The sequence below is a fragment of the Comamonas sp. JNW genome (assembly GCF_003105075.1).
GTDB classification, from domain to species: domain Bacteria; phylum Pseudomonadota; class Gammaproteobacteria; order Burkholderiales; family Burkholderiaceae_C; genus Comamonas; species Comamonas squillarum.
Map to the genome: position 1 here is coordinate 47491 of NZ_QETI01000009.1, position 19191 is coordinate 66681.

Genomic DNA, 19191 nt, shown 5'->3' on the forward strand with positions numbered 1-19191 from the left:
GTCATGGAAGCGATACGTTTGTGCGTTATAAGCCGGCAACGAAGGCCAGCGCCAAGGCTGCTGGCGGGCGCTACCAGGGCTTTTGGTTCAGCACCCATCACTCCCGCCCAGCCCAGCTGATGCCAATGTTCAATCCATCCGGTAGCGATGCTGCAAGGACTGGTCCAGACCGAACTCGACCAACAGCTGCTGCAGCCGCTCGGCCGCCGCACGTTTTTTCTGGCCCGTGTACTTGGCAAGGATCAGCTCGTTCTTCATGCTGTGTTCCCAGCCGACCAGCTCGGTGACGGTGACCTGGTAGCCCTGGCTTTCCAGGTAGAGGCAGCGCAGCACATTGGTGATCTGGCTGCCCATCTCGCGCGTGTGGATGGGGTGGCGCCAGAGTTCTGCCAACGGAGTGCGCGACAGGCTCATGGCCTTATTCTGGCGCAGGCAGGCCGCCACTTCGGCCTGGCAGCAGGGCACCAGCACCATCGCGCGGGCCTGCTTTTCCAGGCCAAAAGCAATGGCGTCATCGGTGGCGGTATCGCAGGCATGCAGTGCGGTGACCACATCGAAGCGCTCGGGCACCGCATCGGTGCGGGTCGAATCCGCGACCGACATGTTGAGAAACGACATGCGGTCAAAGCCCAGGTCGGCGGCCAACTGCTGCGAGGCCTCGACCAAAGGCGCACGGGTTTCGATGCCGTAGATATGGCCACGGCCCAGGTTCTTGAAAAACAGGTCGTAGAGGATAAAGCCGAGGTAGGATTTTCCCGCGCCATGGTCGGCCAGGCTGACCGGGTGGTCCTGCGCCGACAGCTCGGTGAGCAAAGGCTCGATGAACTGGTAGAGGTGGTAGACCTGCTTGAGCTTGCGGCGTGAATCCTGGTTGAGCTTGCCATCGCGCGTGAGGATGTGCAGCGCCTTGAGCAGTTCAATCGACTGGCCGGGCTTGAGCTCCAGCTGCTGGGCAACATCGGGGGCGGCGGGCTTGGTGGTGCCACGGCCTGCGGCGCGCGGTGCTTTCATCGTTTTCATTCCTTGGCCTTGTCGCTGGCAGCGCCTGGGTGCGGAAAGGGGCAGCGTGGGCCCACGCCCAGATCCAGCCAGCCCTCCAGGCCCAGCGCATCGAGCGTGTCCATGTTCTTTTCATAAATCGCATCCGCCTCGGGAAAGGCCTCCACCGCTTTGTCGATGCTCTCCTCGCGCAGCAGGTGCAGGATCGGGTACGGCGAGCGATTCGTGCAGTTGGTCACATCATCGATGGTGGTGCCCTCGAACTGGAACAGGGGGTGGAAGGACGCCACCTGCAAGATACCGCCCAGATCCAGCTCTTCGATCATTTCGTCGGCGATCTCCAGGAAATCATTGAAATCCAGAAAATCATGCAAAGCCTGGGGCAGGATCAGCAAGGTGGTGTCTCGCTTGTCGGGGTTGGCTTCGGCCAGCGCTTCGAGCTCGCGGTGCAGGTCGTGCGCGACCGCTTCGGCATCCTGCGCATCGCTCACCACATAGTGGATCTGGTCCTTGACATGCACGCCCTTGGCAAAGGGGCAAAGGTTCAAACCAATGACGGCCTTTTCCAGCCAGTTCACGGTGTCGGCGATCACCACTTGGTGCAAGGCCTCATCCGCAGGCGCGGGCGCAGCATGGGTATCGGTCATCGTGGGGCTTTCTGGTGGAGTTATGGGTGGCCAGCGGGGGCTGTCTGCGGGCCTTCACCCTGCAAAGGGGCGGGCGCTTGGCGCCAGAGCGGCGCAGGGCCGCAGGCGGCAGAGGCTGACGCTGGGCCTGCCATTGTAGCGAGGCTGGCTTTGCCACCTGCCGCGCTACACCATGCCCACCGTGCCGGGGCCCGCCATCAGGGCACCAGAACGCGCTGGCCCGTCAGGCGTTCATGCTCTCGCAATGCATAGCGGTCGGTCATGCCGGCAATAAAGTCGGCCACCACGCGGGCGCAAGCGACTTGCTCCAAACCGGCCGCACGGGCGGCAAAGCGCGGCTTCATCTGCGCGGGGTCGGCCAGGTAGATGTCAAACAGCTCGCGCACGACGACCTTGGCCTGCCCGGTGGTCTGCACCACCTGCGGATGGCGGTACAGGTTCTTGAACAAAAAGCGCTTGAGCTCGGCCGACTCGGCCGCCATCGTGCTGCTGAAACCGACCAGCGCGGGCAGCTGGCGCACAGCATCCACATCGGCGGGCTGCGCGGCCTGCAGGCCGGCGCTGGTGTGGCGGATCACATCGTAGATCTGCTCACTGAGCATGCGGCGCGTGGCCTCATACAGCCATTTGCGCTGCCAGCGCGGCTCCTGCAGCTGCGGATACTCGGCCAGCGCCTCCTGGGCATAACGGGCAAACAGCGGCACGCCCATCAGCTGCTCCAGGCTGATCAGGCCCGAGCGCACGCCGTCGTCCGCATCATGGGCGTTGTAGGCAATCTCATCGGCCAGATTGGCCAGCTGGGCCTCCAGCCCCGGCTGGTGGCCCAGCAAAAAACGCTGGCCCACGCCGCCGGGCTCGCGCTGCTCCAGCTGGCGCGCGTGTTTGGCCGAGCAGTGCTTCAAAATCCCTTCCCGGGTCTCAAAGCAGAGGTTCAGCCCGCTGTAGTCCGGGTAGCGCTCTTCGAGCGTATCGACCACGCGAAGGCTTTGCATATTGTGCTCAAAGCCGCCAAAGTCCTGCATGCAGGCATTGAGCGCATCCTGGCCCGCATGGCCAAAAGGGGTGTGGCCCAGGTCATGGGCCAGGCAGATCGCTTCGGTCAGGTCTTCATTGATGCGCAGCGCCCGCGCCACCGAGCGGCCCAGCTGCGCCACCTCGATCGAGTGCGTGAGGCGGGTGCGAAACAGGTCGCCCTCGTGGTTCAAAAAGACCTGGGTCTTGTAGACCAGACGGCGAAAGGCGGTGGAGTGGACAATCCGGTCGCGGTCGCGCTGGAAGGCACTGCGCGTGGGCGCGGCCTCTTGCGCATGCAGACGGCCCTGGCTTCGGTGGGAGAAGCAGGCGTAAGGCGCCAGGCCCAGCTCGGTCCAGATCTGCTGGGACTCGGCCGGCTGCATCAGCAGCGAGGGACGGTCCATCCGGTCAGGCCTGTACTGCGCCGGCGCAGCACAGGTCGATGACTTCGCGCACCAGCGCATCAGGCGCCTCGCGCACCACAGCCTTGCCGGGGCCATCGATCAGCACAAAGCGGATCGCACCGGCCTGGGATTTCTTGTCGTGGCGCATCAGCTCCAGATAGCGGCCCGCGTTGTCATTAGCATCCAAAATGGCGCCGCGCACCGGCAAACCGGCACGCGCCACCAGGGCACGCAGGCGCTGCACAAAGGCCGCATCGACCAGGCCTAGACGCTGGGACAGTTCGGCAGCCATCACCATGCCGGCGCCCACGCCTTCGCCATGCAGCCAGACGCCATAGCCCATGCCGGCTTCGATCGCATGGCCAAAGGTGTGGCCAAAGTTCAAAATGGCACGCAGGTCTGCCTCGCGCTCGTCCTTGGATACCACATCGGCCTTGATCTCGCAGCTGCGGCGCACCGCATGGGCCAATGCGCGCTTGTCGCCCGCAATCAGCGCAGGCATCTCGGCCTCCAGCCAATCCATAAAGGCCATATCTGCAATCGGGCCGTACTTGATGACTTCGGCCAGGCCAGCGCTCAGCTCGCGTGCGGGCAAGGTGTCAAAGGTGTCCAGGTCACAGACCACCAGCTGGGGCTGGTAGAAGGCGCCGATCATGTTCTTGCCCAGCGGGTGGTTGATGCCGGTCTTACCGCCGACAGACGAATCGACCTGCGACAGCAAGGTGGTGGGCACCTGCACAAAGGGCACGCCGCGCATAAAGCTGGCAGCGGCAAAGCCGGTCATATCGCCCACGACACCGCCGCCCAGCGCAAACAGCACCGTCTTGCGGTCGGCGCCGTTGTGCATCAGTGCATCAAAGATGCCTTGCAGGGTTGTCCAGTTCTTGTGCGCCTCGCCATCGGGCAGCTCCACCAGCTCCACCTTGGGGTAGTGCGGCGCCAGCGCAGCCTGCAGCTGGCGGGCGTAGAGCGGGGCCACCGTGTCGTTGCTGACGATCAGCGCCTGCGAAGCCTTGGGGCAGTGCGCAAAGGTGTCCGCCTGGGAGAGCAAGCCAGCAGCAATCAGGATGGGGTAGGAGCGGTCGCCCAGATCAATATGAACAGTGTCGGTCACAGGTGTTTGCGTCGGGAAGTTGTACGGGTTCGCCCGCCCATTATCGGGGAGTTGCCAGATTCGCGCCCAACTGAGGCACCAAGCCAGCGAGCTCGGCCTGCATGCTGACCTTGCGCATCACCTGGCCGGTGCCGCAACGCAAGGTGTCTATCGTGAAATGCGCCGTCTCTTCGTACAGGGCCGCGCGCACGGCCAGCAGGTCCTTGAGGCGCTTGAGCGTGTCATCGCCTTGCAGCAAGGGGCGCCCGGTATCGTTGCGCAGGCGCCGGGCAATGTCTTCGGGGCTGGAATGCAGGTAGAACACCGTTGTGTGGGCATGCAGCACCGCGCGGTTTTCTGGCCGCAGCACCGCGCCGCCGCCGGTGGACAAAATGCAGGCCCGCTCCCGTGTCGCAAGCGCGGCAATCACCTGGGCCTCGACATCCCGAAAAGCCTGCTCGCCATGGACCGAGAAATACTCCTTGATCGTGCAGCCCAGTTGCGCCTCGATCACATGGTCGGAATCGACAAAATCCACACCCCAAAGGCGTGCCAGCTGCCGGCCGATGGTGGATTTCCCACTGCCGGGCAGCCCAATCAAACACACGGAAGGTGCCATCGCGCTAGATCCTGAAAACGGACTGCACATGATAGGGCAATGGCGGGCATAAAAAAACCTCCGGGGGTGCCGGAGGTTTTTGGGCAGACCCGGTCAGGGGTCTACATCAACGCGATCAGGATGTCGCGCCGGGCGTTGGTGTCGTTGGCGTGCAGGTGCCAGCTGTGTCAGTGACACGGAAGGTCACTTCTCGACTGACCGAATTGGTCGCGTTCTTCGCCGTTACAAACATGCGGTAGGTAGCTACATCTGCACAAGTCAAGGGTGCACCCGACGCGATGCGACCAGTCGTGCCTTGACCCACCACTTGCAACCAGCTAGGCGCACCTTCCAGAACCCAGGTCACATTGTCACCAGTCGCGGAGAAGGTGTAGGTGTAGGAGGTTCCCACTTCCACAGAGGCAATCGGGCAAGGCGAAGTCGACGAGCCGGTGCAACCGTTTATGGTGAAGGCAACTGGGTTGTCTGGCAGGTTACCCACTACGGTCAGCACCAGGGTTTGACGTGCAGTAGCGCCGTTGGCATCGCGCACATTCAGCACCACGGTGTATGCGCCAGGGCCCTTGACATTCGGTGTGCCGGAAATCAGGCCATCCGAGCTCAGACTCAGACCTGTGGGCAGGGTCGAAGTAGTGGACCACAGGAAAGGAGCAACACCACCTTCTACAACCAGGGCATGAGAATAGGGCTCGGCATTCTGCACCGTCTGGGCCAATTCTGACTCAGGAATGCTCAGTGCGCTGGAGGCAATCGCATGCACAACGGGAATCACAGCGTACTGAGTGATGGGTTGCTGGATGCCATTGGTCAGGTCATTGTCAGCGCGGTCGACTGTCAAACGCAGCAGCAGGGAGCCCGAAGCAGGACCGCTGGCCACGGAGAACTGGCCTACGCCATTGACGGTGCTGATCTGGATAGAACCACTGTTGGTCTGGCCACCGGCCAGCAACCGAGCGCCGTCGGATGCGGCATTGGGAACAATGCTGACCTGCAGGTTGGCATTGCCCGAGCTGCTCACGGGCTGGTCATTGTCGTTCTTGAGGATCGCCTGCACCACCACGCTGTTGGGGATGTTGTTCACATTGTCACGCGAGCCGACATAGGAGGCATCCTTGGTCAACGTGACTGTCGCTGGCGTTGCGGTGCTGCCGCCGCCAACCTTCACGGTTGCGCGGTCGGTGTAGACCTTGTTGTCACGCGGATCGGTCACGCTGCACTGTACGGTGACTTCTCCGGCAATGTCGTGCGAGATGATATGGAACGACGCACCACCGGCGTTGGAGCCCAGGGTGATATTGCGGTAAGCACCTGGAACCTTGACAGTCCCGGTTCCAGATGGAATCTCAACGGTATGCTCATCCTTACCATCCAGGTAGTAAAGCGCGCCGGAGTCCAGACCCGAGGTGATGTTGCAGGAAAAAGCCCCGTCTTCTTGGTTTGGAATGGGATTACTGCCTGCGTTGGCCTGGATGTACAGGGTCGACATGTACGGGTAGTAATCACCATTGGAATAGCCCGGCAAGCTACTTCCAACATTCACTGGCACCGTTGTCTTGGAAGACGTCAGCTTGATGCTGTACTGCAGTTGCGCTTCACCACCGCTACCACCGCCGCCGCCACAGGCGGCCAACAACAGTGGCGCCACCAGCACCAAGGGCTTCAACAAATTTCTCATAGCTCTCCCTATCAATCTTAATTAACGCATTTCACCGCGGTCTGAAATCATCTTTGGAGTGATGAACACCAGCATCTCGCGCTTTTCCGATTCTCGAACATTGCTCTTGAACAGATTGCCCAGCACCGGCACATCGCCCAACAAAGGAATCTTGTTGGTGGTCGATGTCTCCGAGAGCTCGAAAATACCGCCAATCACCACGGTACCGCCATTTTCCACCAAGACTTGGGTCTTGATGTGCTTGGTATCGATCGCCGGGCCCGCAGAGGTATTCGCCCCCTGGGAGTCCTTGGAGACATCCAGGTCCAGAATGATGCTGCCTTCAGGGGTGATCTGGGGCACCACTTCAAGCTTCAACACCGCCTTTTTGAATTCCACCGTGGTCGCACCGTTTTGTGCAGAGTTCTGGTACGGGATTTCCGTCCCTTGCTCGATCAGCGCCTTGGTCTGGTCGGCCGTGATCAAGCGTGGGCTGGAGACAATCTTGCCCTTGCCATCGGCTTCCATGGCCGACAACTCCAACGCCAAAAAGCGATTGGCCGCCGAGTTGAAAATCGACAGTGCGAAGGAGCCACTGCCACCACCGGTGGACAACACGGCAGGCAGGTTGACAAAGCTACCGTTGGAGGTGTTAGTACCACCCATACCCGTGGTTCCCACCGCATTGTCATAGCTGGTGCCAAAGCCCACGCGGTTGCCGCCCCCAATGCTGTAGCCACCATCACCCCCATTGGCAGCGCGCATATCGCCACCGCCCAGGCGCACACCCAGCGCACGTCCAAAGGTGTCGCGCGCCTCGACAATCCGCGCCTCGATCAGCACCTGGCGCACGGGGATATCCAAGGTCACGAGCAAGCGTCTGAACTCTTCCAACTTGGCAGGAATATCCGTAATGAACAGCTGGTTGGTGCGGGGCTCGGCAATGGCCGAGCCACGGGCCGTCAAGAAACGGCTTTGGGTGCCGCCAGTACCTCCGCCACCGCCGGAGTTGCTGGTAATTTGCTTGAGCAGCTCGGTCGCCTTGGCATAGTTGAGCTGGAACGACTGGGTCTGCAGCGGCGTCTTTTCTTCGAGCTTGGCAACCGCATCAAAGTCCTTCTGGATGCGCTCGTCGATTTCATCCTTGGGCGCAATCCACAGAACCGTGCCGGACTTGCGCATGCCCAGGCCCTTGGCATCCAGGATGATCTGCAAGGCTTGGTCCCAGGGGACATCCTTCAAACGCAAAGTCAACGCGCCATTGACGGTGTCCGAGGTCACAATATTGAAGTTGGTGAAGTCAGCAATCACCTGCAACAGCGAGCGCACTTCGATATTTTGGAAGCTCAGCGACAGCTTTTCACCAGTGAAGGTGCCTGATGAACCCAGCTTGTTCGGATCAGTCTTGCGCTGGCGCACTTCGACGACGAACTGGTTGTCGCTTTGGTAGGCACTGTGTTCCCACTCACCCGCATTTTTCAACTGCACAAACACGGTGCTGCCAGCCTGGCGTGCCGAGATCATGCCCACTGGCGTGCCAAAGTCGGCCACATCAAGCCTGCGGCGCAGCGCCTCGGGCAGCAGGGTATGCTGCAACTCCAAGGTCAGGCCATCGCCTTGCTTGGAGATATTCACGCCCACCTTGTTGTTCGGCAAGGAGATCACCAGACGGCCCGCACCATCGGTACCACGGCGAAAATCCAGATCCGACAGCGGCTGCGAATAGTTATTGCCATCTTCGGCAAACTGCGTGTTCTGCGCATTGACACTGGCGACCGCCTTGGCAGCAGGTTCCAGCGCCACCAGCAACTCATTGCCGCTCACTTCGGTCTTGTAGCTGGTGCTCTCCTTGAGGTTCAGCACCACACGGGCCTTGGTATCCGTCTCGACAACATTCAAGGAACGCAAATTGCCTTGGTTGAGCTCTACCCGGTTGCTGGGCATCGCGCTTTTGAACCCTGGCAGGTCCAGCACCACGCGTGCGGGTGATTGGATGCTGAAGGTTTCGGGCAAGACCAGCGGCGCACCGTCGGTCTCGATCTTGACCATTTCCACGCCATCGCGCACCAGGGTCGAGACTTTGTTGATACGCCCCTGTGCCAGCGCCCAGGATGGCAGCAGCATGGCCATCAAAGGGATAAGTACACTGAATTTCTTCATTTTTTGGCCTCCTGCAGCTCGAGCACTGCATCTCTCTCTATCCATTCACCCACACCATCTTGCACAATCTCCCGCAGGGTGATGGCGCTGTCGCTGATGCTTTTTATCTTTCCGTAGTTCTGGCCCATGTACATGCCCTTGCTGACCTGGTAGATCAGGCTATCGGCCTTGACCAGCGCAACGTCCTGCGCACCCTTTTTCAAGAAGCCCACCATGGAAATGGTGTCGAGCGGAAACGACTCGAGCTGCTCTTTGCGCCGCGCACGCTCGGGCGCCACCAGCGCATCCGAGATGGTTGCTGGCGCGCTTGGACTGCCGCCCAACAGGGCTGCCAAGCGTTCCTTGCTGAAAGGATCAAGCGTCGCACTGGCCAGATAGCCTTGCGGCACGAACTCTTTGGGGGCGCTGATGGGCTTGACCGAAGGTCGGGTGCTCGCCTGCTCCTGCTGCATCCACTGCTGCAGGTCGTCGCCTTCGTCACTGCAGCCTGCCAGCAGCGACACCGCCAGCGCAGCGCCTATCCATTTAGACAAAGTATGCATATCCCACCCTACTTCTTCCCTTTTTGTTTGGACTTCGCAGCTTGCTGCTCTTGGAGTTCCTGCGGATCCAAATAGCGGAAGGTTCTGGCCGTGGCATTCAACGCCAAGGTAGCGCTGTCCTTGCTGGCAGGCGCCAAAGCGATATTGTTCAAGGTCACGATACGGGAGAGATTGGCGACATCGGCTGCAAAAAAGCCGATGTCGTGGTACTTGCCATTGACCTTCAGCGTAATCGGCAACTCTGCGTAGTAGTCCCTCACCACCGTCTGACCGGGCTTGAACAGGTCAAATTGCAAGCTGCGACCAATACCCGCCTGGTTGATATCCGACAGCAGCGCTGCCATCTCCGCTTTGCTGGGCAGTTGCTTTTCCAACTGGGTGACATACTGCAAAACCTGCTCGCGCTGTTTGCGCAGCGCATCGAGGTTGACGGCCTTGCGCAAACGCGTTTTGTAGTCTTCCTTGAGCTTGAGTTCCTGGGCTTGCGAGGCGGTCAACTCTTCCTCAAAACTGCTCAAGTAAAACCACCAACCCGCACCAATGACGAGCCCCGCAATAATGACCAACAGTGCTGCACGCGGTGCAGCCGGCCAAACAGAAGGATCCTTCGGATCGAGATTTTGAAACTGGCGCTGAAAGCCTTGCAGCGCCTCTCCCACCTGTATATTTTTTTTCGTTGCCATGGTCGCCCTTATTTTTTCAGCGCCTGCGCGTTTTGGGCCTGCTCTACATCGCTGGAGCGCATCAGGCCAAAACGCAGGTTGAAGCCAGCGACACGCTTTTTCTCACGCGCATTGACCTGGGTGGTGGTGCCGACCACCTCGACCAATTCGGGCTTGGACAACCAGGGCGTCTTGGTCGCCAGGCTGTTGAGCAACTCGGACACCCGTTCATTCGACTGGGCGATGCCCTGGATCTGCACGGTCTGATCTTGCTGCTTGAGACTCTCGATATAGACACCATCGGGCAGTTGCAGCACCAGCTCATTGAGCAAATGCACCGGCAGATTGCGGTCGGACTGCAGATCCTCCACCGCCTTTTGCCGCGCCTTCAGCGCAGCAATTTCTGCATCGATCTTGGCCACATCGGCGATCTTGACATCCAAGGCCTTGATCTCGCGCGTCAGCAGCGCATTGCGCTGGCCTTGCAGGTCGATCTTGTACTGGTAGAACATGTACACGGCACCGCAGACCAGCGCTCCCACCAGGGCAGCGGCCACCATCGATGCCTGAAAGCTCTCTTTGCGCTTCTTGCGCGCAGCCTCGCGGTGGGGGAGCAGATTGATCAAGATCATGCTGCATACCTCCGCAGTGCCAGACCGCAGGCGGTGAGGTAGGTGGTGAAGTCCTTGCTCTTGGCTCGGGACCGCACGGCGGCATCCATCACCATGTCTTCAAACGGGTTGGCAGCAGATGCGGCAAAGCCGGTCGCATCGATTACCGCATCCGTCAGGCCGCTCAGCACCGCAGAGCCGCCCGCGAGCAGGATGTGATCAATGCGGTTGTGCGGTGTACTGGTAAAGAAAAACTGCAAAGCGCGGTTGATCTCCTGCCCAATGCTCTCGACAAAGGGCTTGAGAACAACCTGCTTGTAGTCGGCGGGCAAATCACCGCCGCGTTTTTTCTGCTCGGCCTCTTCTTGCGAGAAGCCGTACTGGCGCATGATCATCTGCGTGAGCTGGCCCCCGTTGAAGGACTGGTCACGCTCATAGATCACCTGGTTGTTGTGGATGATCTGCAGGAAGGAGGCGTTGCCACCGATCTCAAAGATGGCGATAAAGGCATCCTTGCCTTTGCTGGGCATATTGCCAATCAAGCGCCGGGCCGCCAGCGCGGTGGCGTTGGACTCGATCTCCAGCACGACGGGCTTGAGGCCTGCCGCTTCTGCCAGGCCCTGCCGGTCTTGCACCGTCTCCTTGCGGGCAGCCGCGATCAACACGTCGACGTCCCCCACCGAATTGGAGGATGGGCCGATGACGTAGAAATCCAGATTCACCTCATCGAGGGAAAATGGTATGTATTGGTTAGCTTCTGATTCAACTTGAAACTCCATCTCGAGCTCGGAGAGCCCCGATGGCAGCACGATTTTCTTCTGAATCACGGCAGAAAGCGGCAACGCCAGTGCCGCTTGCTTGGTGCGCGTGCCGCTTTTTTTGACCAGCCGCCGCAAGGAATCAGCGACTTCGTCAAAACGCTCGATGCCCGACTCGGTGACCCAGCCAGGCTCCAGCAGCTCTTGTGCACAGCGCTCAACAATGAATTGACCGCTGCCGCTCCTCCCCAGTTCAACCAACTTGATGCTCGACGCGCTCACGTCTATCCCCAAGAGGCTAGGCGGCTGGCGTCGGAACAAAGATCCCATTGAGACCAAGATGGGCTCCTCCCTAATTTGCTCTATATTGAGCTACAAAACTTAACACCCCCTATGAATGCTATCAGCAAGATAGTCGCGCAGCAAAGAACCACCGGCTCCCAGACCCAATTCGTTGTCAAAACAATACGATACAAGGGATACATTGGACGCAGCATGACATTTGTCACAAGCTAATTCAAAACCGGCGCGAACCCCATCCCAGGCAGCCGCGTGATAGCATCCCCTGCTTATGCAAGCTCCTCTCGACGGTCTGACCCCATGAATCCAGACGCTCCGATCTCGCGCAGAACGCCTGACAAACCTCCCGCCAAGTCTCCCAAGCAACCCAAGCCATCGAGCTTCGCCACCAAGACCATGAAGTTCTTTGGCTGGCTGCTGGCCTTGCTGGTGGCCGGTGCCATCGCTGGCGCTGCGGTGGTTGCCGTTGGCCTGGCCATGGCCTACCCCAACCTGCCCGATGTCTCCGAGCTGGCCGACTACCGGCCCAAGCTGCCGATGCGCGTTTACTCCTCCGAAGGTGCGCTGCTGGGCGAATTCGGTGAAGAGCGCCGCAATTTGACCCCGATCAGCGAGATTCCCAAGGTCATGGTGGACGCCGTGCTGGCGATCGAAGACACGCGCTTTTTCGAGCACAGTGGTGTGGACTACAAGGGCATGGCGCGCGCGCTGCTCGCCAACCTGGGGCGCGAAAAGGCCCAGGGTGCGTCCACCATCACGATGCAGGTGGCCCGCAATGTCTATCTATCATCTGAAAAAACCTATACCCGCAAGATATATGAGATCCTGCTGACCTTGAAGCTCGAGCACACCCTCAGCAAGAACCAGATTCTGGAAATCTACATGAACCAGATCTACTTGGGCAACCGTGCCTATGGCTTCTCGGCCGCGTCCGAAACCTATTTCGGCAAGCCGCTCAAGGATGTCACGGTGGCAGAAGCGGCCATGCTCGCCGGCCTGCCCAAGGCCCCCTCGGCCTACAACCCGATCAGCAACCCCAAGCGCGCCCGCATTCGCCAGCTCTACATCATTGACCGGATGGAAGAGAACCACTTCATCACGCCGGCCCAGGCCAGCCAGGCACGCGAGGAGTCGCTCAAGATCCGATCGAGCTATGCGGACAACCGCGTGCATGCCGAATATGTGGCCGAGATGGCGCGCCAGCTGATCTTTGCACAGTACGGCAGCGAGGCCTACACACGCGGTCTCAACGTCTACACCACCTTGATCGCCAGCGACCAAGAAAAGGCCTACGAGGCGCTGCGCAAGGGCATCATGGACTATGAGAAGCGCCAGCACTACCGCGGCCCGGAGAAGTTCATCACGCTGCCAGCCGCCGGCCAGGAGCGGGACGAGGCCATTGACGAGGTGCTGGCCCAGCACCCGGACAACGGCAATATCCTGTCTGCCGTTGTGCTTGAGGCTGCGCCGCGCAAGGTCGTGGTCATCCGCGCCGATGGTGATCCGATCGAGATCACCGGGGACGGCCTCAAGCCCGTGCAATCGGGCCTGAGCGACAAGGCGCCGCCCAACACCAAGCTGCGCCCAGGCGCCGTGGTGCGCATCATGGAAACCGCCAAGAAGACCTTTGAGCTGACCCAACTGCCCGAGGTGGAAGGCGCCTTTGTCTCACTCGACCCGCGCAGTGGCGCCATCAAGGCGCTGGTCGGTGGCTTTGATTTCGACAAGAACAAGTTCAACCACGTGACCCAGGCCTGGCGCCAGCCGGGCTCCAGCTTCAAGCCCTTCATCTATTCGGCAGCGCTGGAAAAAGGCTTCTCGCCCACCACGGTGATCAATGATGCGCCGCTGAGCTTCCCGGGATCGGCCGGCCAGCAGCCCTGGGAGCCCAAGAACTCCGACGGCCGTTTCGATGGCCCGATGACCATGCGCCAGGCGCTGGCACGCTCCAAGAACCTGGTGACCATCCGTGTGATGCAATCGGTAGGCCCCAAGAAGGCGCAGGAATGGGTGACCAAGTTCGGCTTTGATGCCGACAAGCAGCCCCCTTACCTACCGATGGCCTTGGGCGCGGGCTCCGTCACCCCGATGCAGATGGTGGCGGCCTATTCGGTGTTTGCGAATGGCGGGCACCGGGTCAATCCCTACCTGATTGCCAAGATCACCGACCACCGCGGCAATGTGCTGTCTGAGTTTGCACCACCGGCCACTGAGGACCTGCCGCGCGCCATCGACGCCCGCAACGCCTTTGTGATGGACTCGCTGCTGCAGGATGTCGCCCGTTACGGCACCGCTGCCAAAGCCCAGGCCCAGCTCAAGCGCCCGGACATCTATGGCAAGACCGGCACCACCAATGACTCGGTGGACGCCTGGTTTGCTGGCTTCCAGCCGACCAATGCAGCGGTGGTCTGGATGGGCTATGACAACCCACGCAGCTTGGGAGCGCGCGAATATGGTGGGGGCTTGAGCCTGCCCATCTGGATCAACTACATGCAGCACGCGCTCAAGGATGTGCCCGTGGCCAAGATGACGCCACCCAGCGGCCTGCTCAATGTGGGCGGAGACTGGCTCTACGAAGAATATGCGCGCAGCGCCCCCAACCTGGGACTGGACTCCCCCGCCTCGACCGCCGGCACCATGGTGCCGCCGCCGAACTCGGAAGAGCGCAACCAGATTCTGGACCTGTTCCGCAACTGACGCAGCGCCAGCGCCCAGACAAAAGGCCAGCCCGCATTGCGCGGACTGGCCTTTTTATATAGGGTGATGCGCCTTCAGGCTTTGAAGACCAGGGGCAGACCCGACTGCACACCGGCATCCCGCGTCAGATCGGCAAAGAAATCATGGCCGGTCTTGGTGTCGCGCCACACGCTGCCATCGAACTTGTAATGGTAGCCCCCAGACTTGGCCGCCAGCCATACCTCGTGCAGCGGCGGCTGCAGGTTGATGATGATCTGGCTGCGGTTGGCAAAAATCAGGGTCAGCAGGCCGCCCACGCGCTGGGCGTCGATATCGGCATCGGTCTCATCGTTGATGCGGTCGCAGGTCTGCTCAACCGCCAGCAAGAGTTTTTCGGCCGCATCCAGGTATTCGAGTTCGTTCATTACAATGCTTCAATGTGGAGTATTTACCAAATTGTATGCAGGACCATTGTCCTTGCCACCGGTGCGGCACTATTGGCCGCTTGCGGCCAACGCGGGCCGCTGTACCTGCCCACCGAGCCGGCAGCGGCCAACCGGGCCACCTTGCCGCAAACGCTGGACCCCAGCGCACCGGACCGGCCTGAGCCCCAGCTGCAGCCATCCCCGGTGATGCAGCCCGCTGCCAAGCCCTGATCCAGCGCTGGCCGTTGCCCTCTTCGGCCCACCCAGCCTGCCTCCTTGATCCACCTCAAGGTCCAACCCACTACACCCCGTTACAGTCACGCCCGTTGCAATAGATAACTGGGCGGAAGAGATGGCGTTGGAACCTGTGGAACTGTACCGTGACGAGCAGCATGCTTGTCTGATGTTCACCGATCTGGTGGAAGAGGATGCGCAGGCCGTGCAGGCCAACCAGTTCCTGATTGTCGACCATGGTACCGGCGCCATCATCGACCCGGGCGGCAACCTCGCTTTCAATGAGCTCTACATGGGCATGGTGCGCTATTTCTCGCCGCACAAGCTGTCCTACCTGATCGCATCCCATGCCGACCCGGACATCATCGCCTCACTGGACCGTTGGCTCACCTCCACCCGCGCATCGCTGGTGATCTCCCGCGTCTGGGAGCGCTTTGTGCCGCATTTCACCAAGGTCGGCAAGACCGAAAACCGCGTCATCCCCGTGCAAGACCCCGGAGGCATTCTGCCGCTGGGCCAAAGCCAGCTGCACATCCTGCCTGCGCATTTTCTGCATGCCGAAGGCAACTTCCATTTCTACGACCCGATCAGCCGCATCCTGTTCACTGGCGACCTGGGCGTCTCGATGACCGATGGCTACATCGCCCGCACCCCGGTGACCGATCTGGCACCGCACATTCCGCGCATGGAAGGCTTTCACCGGCGCTACATGGTGTCCAACAAGGTGCTGCGCCTGTGGGTGGCCATGGCGCGCCAGCTGGATATTTCATTGATCGTGCCCCAGCACGGCGCGCCCATCATGGGCCCGGCCATTGCCCAGTTCTTTGACTGGCTCGACCACCTGATGTGCGGCGTCGATCTGATGGACAACCAGAACTACACCTTGCCCACGCAGCCCATCGCTCCGCTGCCGCAGCGCCCTCAGTGATCCGTGTGGGGCAGCTTACAGCGTGCCGTAGCTGTGCAAGCCCGAAAGGAACATGTTCACGCCCAGGAACGCGAAGGTGGTCACCACCAGCCCCACCAGTGCCCACCAGGCCGAGATGGCACCGCGCAGGCCCTTGACCAGGCGCATGTGCAGCCAGGCGGCGTAGTTCAGCCAGACGATCAGCGCCCAGGTCTCCTTAGGGTCCCAGCTCCAGTAGCCGCCCCAGGCCTCGGCCGCCCAGAGCGCGCCCAGCACGGTGGCAATGGTGAAGAACGCAAAGCCCACGGCGATGGCCTTGTACATCAGGTCATCCATGATCTGCAGGCGCGGCGTGCCCCGGTTGATCCAGCTGCGCAGCACGATCATCAGCCCGAAGAACAGCTCCAGCGGCAAGGCCATGCGCAAGGTCTTGTCGAGCGACGGGTAGAGGCTCTCATCGCCCCAGATGCGGAAAGCCACCAGCGGCAGCACCAGCACCAGCATCGGCACAAGCACCAGGCCGATCCACAGCGCGCGCTGCGTGGCGGCCTTGAGCAGGTAGGCCAGCGCCACCATGGCCGCCAGCGCAAAGGTGCCGTAGCCGACAAAATTGGCCGGCACATGCAGCTTCATCCACCAGCTTTGCAGCGCAGGCACCAGCGGTTGGATCTCATGGGCCTGGCGCGCGACGGTGTACCACAGCAAAAAGCCCACCGAGGCGCTGACCACCAGCATCACAAAGCCGCCCAACGCCCGGGTCTGGTAGTGCGCTTCAAAGTAGAGGTAGAAAAGCGCCGTCATCCAGGCGAACAGCACAAACACTTCATACAGGTTGCTGACGGGGATATGGCCAATGTCCGGCCCCATCAGGTAGCTCTCATACCAGCGCGCCATCGTGCCCACCAGGGCCATCACAATGGCCAGCCAGGTCAGGCGGCTGCCGACGGCCGTCAGCGCCGATCCCTCGCCCTTGGAGAGCAGACCGATCCAGTAGAACACCGTGCTCATGAAGAACAGCACGCTCATCCACAGGATGGCCGACTGGCTGGAGAGGAAGTACTTGAGGCCAAACACCGTCTCCGAGCGGGCAATCTGGCCTGCGCCATCGACCCGGTAAAGGCCAATGGCCAGCAGCGACAGCGCGGCTACCGCCACCATCAACAGCTGCAGTGGCCGCCAGAACCAGCCCAGCCAGATAAAAAACGGCACCGAGGCGATCAGAATGCCTTTTTCATAGCCATCCATATGGTGGCCATACAAAAACAGGGCAAAACCGCCGCCAACGGCCAGTGCCAATGCAAACAGCCAGTCCCAGACCGAGCGGCTGCTGAAATAGCCGGGGTTGAGTTGCACCGTTTGGACCACGGTGCCCGCCTGGGCAGGCGGCAGGTTGGTGGAAGCAGTATTCATCGTTGTTCTCCGCTGGGGCTGGTACCCAGAAGCTTTTGACTCAGGCCCTCAAAATCACGGTCCACATCCAGGGTACGGCGGTTGGTGGACAAGGCCATGCGCGCATCGGCACTGCCATCGGCGCGCGGCGCCAGCCAGACCCACAGGCGCCGGTCACGCACATAGAGCATCGCAAACACCCCCAGAATCAGGAACAGGCAGCCCAGGTACACGACCAGCTTGCCCGGGGCCTTGGCCACCTGGAAGACGCTGGCCTGCACCTGGTCAAACTGGGTCAGCTCAAACACCAGGGGCTCGGGGTACAGCAGCGCATCGCTGAGCGACAGCACCGACTGGGTCATGAAGCGCTGCGTCTGCTCATTGGGCTCCAGCGGTGCCAGGCCCTCGTCGGCCCGCGCCACCTGCATCAGTTCAAACAGCACACCGTTCAGAATGCGCACTAGCACTTCACCCGCCTTGGCGCGTTCACCTTCGGGCACATTCTGCTCCATGAAGGCCGAAATCGCCTGCAAACCGGTGACGCTGCTCGCGCCCGTCTGGCCATCGCCGGCAAAAATCACCAGCGCCTTGAGGGCCGAGGCATAGAGCTGCTCGCGCAGCGCTGGGCGGCTCGCCTCCACGGCGCCTGCCACATACTGCTGCACGGCCCGCTCGCGCATCGCCGGCGTCTGCAGCGCTGCCTTCAAACGCAAAAAGCCGTGGTAGCTCGACTGGTCGTCCGCCGGAATGCGCAGGTAGCGGAACTGGTCGGCCAGGGTCTCGCGCACGCCCCAGAGGTAGACGGGCTGGCCATCACCCATGTCGACGGGCAGCATGTAGTTGTTGAATTCGCGCGCCTGGCCCGAGGCGTCGCGCAGCTTATAGCTGACGCTGGGGCCCACATTGCGCAGATCGCGCGGCGTGGTCACCTTGTTGCCGGCGCCCAGGTGGTTGTCCAGGCTGGATCTCAAATCCACCTTGCGCACATCGGTGCCGCCTGGCGCCCCATCGCCCGGGTTGGCGCCCATGTTCTCCACATTGATGGTGCGCAGGCCGGTGAATTCCATCTCCAGCGGCGGCTGGCCTTCGCCCAGCTTGATCTGCGTGGAGGCACCCACTTCGCCCTGCACCTCAAAGCTCTTCATGCCAGGCACCAGCGGCACGGCGCGCAGCTGCAGGCGCGATCCGCCGTCTTCAAAGCTCGATTGGTAGATCTCGATGCCCTGGTAGCTGGCGGGATGGTTCACCTCGATGCGCTTTTCCACCGCAGCGCCGGTTTTCTTGTCATGCAGCACCACCTCGCTGGCAAACAGCCGGGGCATGCCGGTGGAGTAGTACTCGACAATGAACTTCTTCAGCTCCACCGAAAACGGCAAGTCCTGCAGCAAGATGCCATCGGACTGGTTGAGGATGGCCGTGCCCGACTGCGCGCTCTCGGCCACGATCAGGTTGCCACGGAAGGTCGGGTTGCTGGCGGATAACCGGTGCTGCTCGGGCACATCGGCAATCATGCCGCCGCCGCTGAAGGTGGTCTTGCCCCCCAGCAGCATTTGCGCGCGCACAATCAGATCGCCATCGAGCAGCCCGCCCAGGCAGATCAGCACAATGGCGCTGTGCGCTGCCAGATAGCCGATTTTGTGGGCGGCACCGGCCTTGGCCGCCACCATCCAGCCATCGCTGCGCTCTTGCAGGCGCACCTTCCAGCCGCTGCCGGCCAGCTGCGCGCCCACCCGCTGCGCGGCCTGGGCCGGGGTTTCTGCCAAATGGGCACTGGCCTGGTGGTGGAAGGCCTGCAGGCTTTGCACGCGCAAGTTCTCTTTGTACTGGCGCAAATCGGCCAGGTACTTGGGCGCATGCTTGGCAATGCACAGGCTGGTGCTGGTCACCAAAAATGCCAGGATCAGCAGGAACCACCAGGCGCTGTAGACCGCATTGAGCTTGAGTGACAGAAACAGCTGCGCCCAGAAAGGGCCAAACTGGTTGACGTAGTTGACGGCCGGCTCATGCTGGCGCAGTACCGTGCCGATGACCGAGGCAATGCAGATGATGGACAGCAGCGCAATGGCAAAGCGCATCGACGACAGCATCTCATAGACG

The 19191-nt window shown here is 61.1% G+C and carries 17 protein-coding genes; 3 read left to right on the top strand and 14 right to left on the bottom strand.

The annotated features are described in order from the left end of the window. Positions 1-129: 129 nt before the first annotated feature. The 11 genes from DCO45_RS14240 to DCO45_RS14290 form a co-directional block, all read right to left on the bottom strand. Complete coding sequence (locus DCO45_RS14240) at positions 130-1011, bottom strand: SAM-dependent methyltransferase (protein WP_116926550.1); 882 nt, start codon at positions 1009-1011, stop codon at positions 130-132. A gap of 5 nt (positions 1012-1016) precedes the next feature. After that, entirely contained in the window at positions 1017-1646 is a 630-nt protein-coding gene (locus DCO45_RS14245; protein WP_116926449.1) for a DUF1415 domain-containing protein, read from the bottom strand. Between the two features lie 197 nt (positions 1647-1843). Then, positions 1844-3043: a deoxyguanosinetriphosphate triphosphohydrolase gene (locus DCO45_RS14250; RefSeq protein WP_116926551.1), complete on the bottom strand. Its 1200-nt coding sequence runs from the start codon at positions 3041-3043 to the stop codon at positions 1844-1846. 25 nt (positions 3044-3068) lie between these two features. After that, positions 3069-4178, bottom strand: a complete 1110-nt coding sequence (gene aroB / locus DCO45_RS14255) for a 3-dehydroquinate synthase (protein WP_116926450.1) — start codon at positions 4176-4178, stop codon at positions 3069-3071. A 40-nt stretch (positions 4179-4218) separates the two neighbouring features. Beyond that, a complete protein-coding gene (locus DCO45_RS14260; protein ID WP_116926451.1) occupies positions 4219-4776 on the bottom strand; it encodes a shikimate kinase in 558 nt (185 codons plus the stop codon). Between the two features lie 115 nt (positions 4777-4891). Next, positions 4892-6451 (bottom strand): Ig domain-containing protein, encoded by a 1560-nt coding sequence (locus DCO45_RS14265; protein ID WP_116926452.1) that lies wholly within the window; start codon positions 6449-6451, stop codon positions 4892-4894. A 21-nt stretch (positions 6452-6472) separates the two neighbouring features. Then, a complete protein-coding gene (locus tag DCO45_RS14270; protein WP_243419358.1) occupies positions 6473-8590 on the bottom strand; it encodes a type IV pilus secretin PilQ in 2118 nt (705 codons plus the stop codon). Continuing rightward, positions 8587-9132: a pilus assembly protein PilP gene (locus DCO45_RS14275; protein ID WP_116926454.1), complete on the bottom strand. Its 546-nt coding sequence runs from the start codon at positions 9130-9132 to the stop codon at positions 8587-8589. The genes DCO45_RS14270 and DCO45_RS14275 overlap by 4 nt, the downstream gene beginning before the upstream one ends. A gap of 8 nt (positions 9133-9140) precedes the next feature. Further along, entirely contained in the window at positions 9141-9815 is a 675-nt protein-coding gene (locus DCO45_RS14280; protein WP_116926455.1) for a type 4a pilus biogenesis protein PilO, read from the bottom strand. An 8-nt stretch (positions 9816-9823) separates the two neighbouring features. Further along, positions 9824-10426: a PilN domain-containing protein gene (locus DCO45_RS14285; RefSeq protein WP_116926456.1), complete on the bottom strand. Its 603-nt coding sequence runs from the start codon at positions 10424-10426 to the stop codon at positions 9824-9826. Next, on the bottom strand, positions 10423-11502 hold the full coding sequence (locus DCO45_RS14290; RefSeq protein ID WP_116926457.1) for a pilus assembly protein PilM: 1080 nt from the start codon (positions 11500-11502) through the stop codon (positions 10423-10425). The genes DCO45_RS14285 and DCO45_RS14290 overlap by 4 nt, the downstream gene beginning before the upstream one ends. A 357-nt stretch (positions 11503-11859) precedes the next feature. On the opposite strand from DCO45_RS14290, the gene DCO45_RS14295 reads away from it, so the two are divergent. After that, positions 11860-14160: a penicillin-binding protein 1A gene (locus DCO45_RS14295; protein ID WP_116926458.1), complete on the top strand. Its 2301-nt coding sequence runs from the start codon at positions 11860-11862 to the stop codon at positions 14158-14160. Between the two features lie 74 nt (positions 14161-14234). Here the strand turns inward: DCO45_RS14295 and cyaY are convergent, their stop codons facing one another. Beyond that, complete coding sequence (cyaY, locus tag DCO45_RS14300) at positions 14235-14564, bottom strand: iron donor protein CyaY (protein ID WP_116926459.1); 330 nt, start codon at positions 14562-14564, stop codon at positions 14235-14237. A 12-nt stretch (positions 14565-14576) separates the two neighbouring features. Here cyaY and DCO45_RS14305 point away from each other — a divergent pair, with 12 nt between their 5' ends. After that, complete coding sequence (locus DCO45_RS14305) at positions 14577-14795, top strand: lipoprotein (protein WP_116926460.1); 219 nt, start codon at positions 14577-14579, stop codon at positions 14793-14795. A gap of 121 nt (positions 14796-14916) precedes the next feature. Next, complete coding sequence (locus DCO45_RS14310; protein WP_116926461.1) at positions 14917-15726, top strand: MBL fold metallo-hydrolase; 810 nt, start codon at positions 14917-14919, stop codon at positions 15724-15726. Between the two features lie 15 nt (positions 15727-15741). Here DCO45_RS14310 and ccsB read toward each other — a convergent pair whose 3' ends face one another. Together ccsB and DCO45_RS14320 are read right to left on the bottom strand one after the other, a co-directional pair. After that, entirely contained in the window at positions 15742-17115 is a 1374-nt protein-coding gene (ccsB, locus tag DCO45_RS14315) for a c-type cytochrome biogenesis protein CcsB (RefSeq protein WP_116926462.1), read from the bottom strand. Continuing rightward, the gene (locus DCO45_RS14320; protein ID WP_116926552.1) at positions 17112-19181 is read right to left on the bottom strand and encodes a cytochrome c biogenesis protein ResB; all 2070 of its coding nucleotides are present in this window, start codon (positions 19179-19181) and stop codon (positions 17112-17114) included. Before DCO45_RS14320 ends, ccsB begins: the two co-directional genes overlap by 4 nt. Positions 19182-19191 lie beyond the last annotated feature (10 nt).

Coding starts and splice junctions, on each gene's coding strand:
- DCO45_RS14240 (WP_116926550.1), bottom strand. CDS start 1,011: ATGAAAGCACCGCGCGCCGCAGGCCGTGGCACCACCAAGCCCGCCGCC.
- DCO45_RS14245 (WP_116926449.1), bottom strand. CDS start 1,646: ATGACCGATACCCATGCTGCGCCCGCGCCTGCGGATGAGGCCTTGCAC.
- DCO45_RS14250 (WP_116926551.1), bottom strand. CDS start 3,043: ATGCAGCCGGCCGAGTCCCAGCAGATCTGGACCGAGCTGGGCCTGGCG.
- DCO45_RS14260 (WP_116926451.1), bottom strand. CDS start 4,776: ATGGCACCTTCCGTGTGTTTGATTGGGCTGCCCGGCAGTGGGAAATCC.
- DCO45_RS14265 (WP_116926452.1), bottom strand. CDS start 6,451: ATGAGAAATTTGTTGAAGCCCTTGGTGCTGGTGGCGCCACTGTTGTTG.
- DCO45_RS14270 (WP_243419358.1), bottom strand. CDS start 8,590: ATGAAGAAATTCAGTGTACTTATCCCTTTGATGGCCATGCTGCTGCCA.
- DCO45_RS14275 (WP_116926454.1), bottom strand. CDS start 9,132: ATGCATACTTTGTCTAAATGGATAGGCGCTGCGCTGGCGGTGTCGCTG.
- DCO45_RS14280 (WP_116926455.1), bottom strand. CDS start 9,815: ATGGCAACGAAAAAAAATATACAGGTGGGAGAGGCGCTGCAAGGCTTT.
- DCO45_RS14285 (WP_116926456.1), bottom strand. CDS start 10,426: ATGATCTTGATCAATCTGCTCCCCCACCGCGAGGCTGCGCGCAAGAAG.
- DCO45_RS14295 (WP_116926458.1), top strand. CDS start 11,860: ATGAAGTTCTTTGGCTGGCTGCTGGCCTTGCTGGTGGCCGGTGCCATC.
- cyaY (WP_116926459.1), bottom strand. CDS start 14,564: ATGAACGAACTCGAATACCTGGATGCGGCCGAAAAACTCTTGCTGGCG.
- DCO45_RS14305 (WP_116926460.1), top strand. CDS start 14,577: ATGTGGAGTATTTACCAAATTGTATGCAGGACCATTGTCCTTGCCACC.
- DCO45_RS14310 (WP_116926461.1), top strand. CDS start 14,917: ATGGCGTTGGAACCTGTGGAACTGTACCGTGACGAGCAGCATGCTTGT.
- ccsB (WP_116926462.1), bottom strand. CDS start 17,115: ATGAATACTGCTTCCACCAACCTGCCGCCTGCCCAGGCGGGCACCGTG.
- DCO45_RS14320 (WP_116926552.1), bottom strand. CDS start 19,181: ATGCTGTCGTCGATGCGCTTTGCCATTGCGCTGCTGTCCATCATCTGC.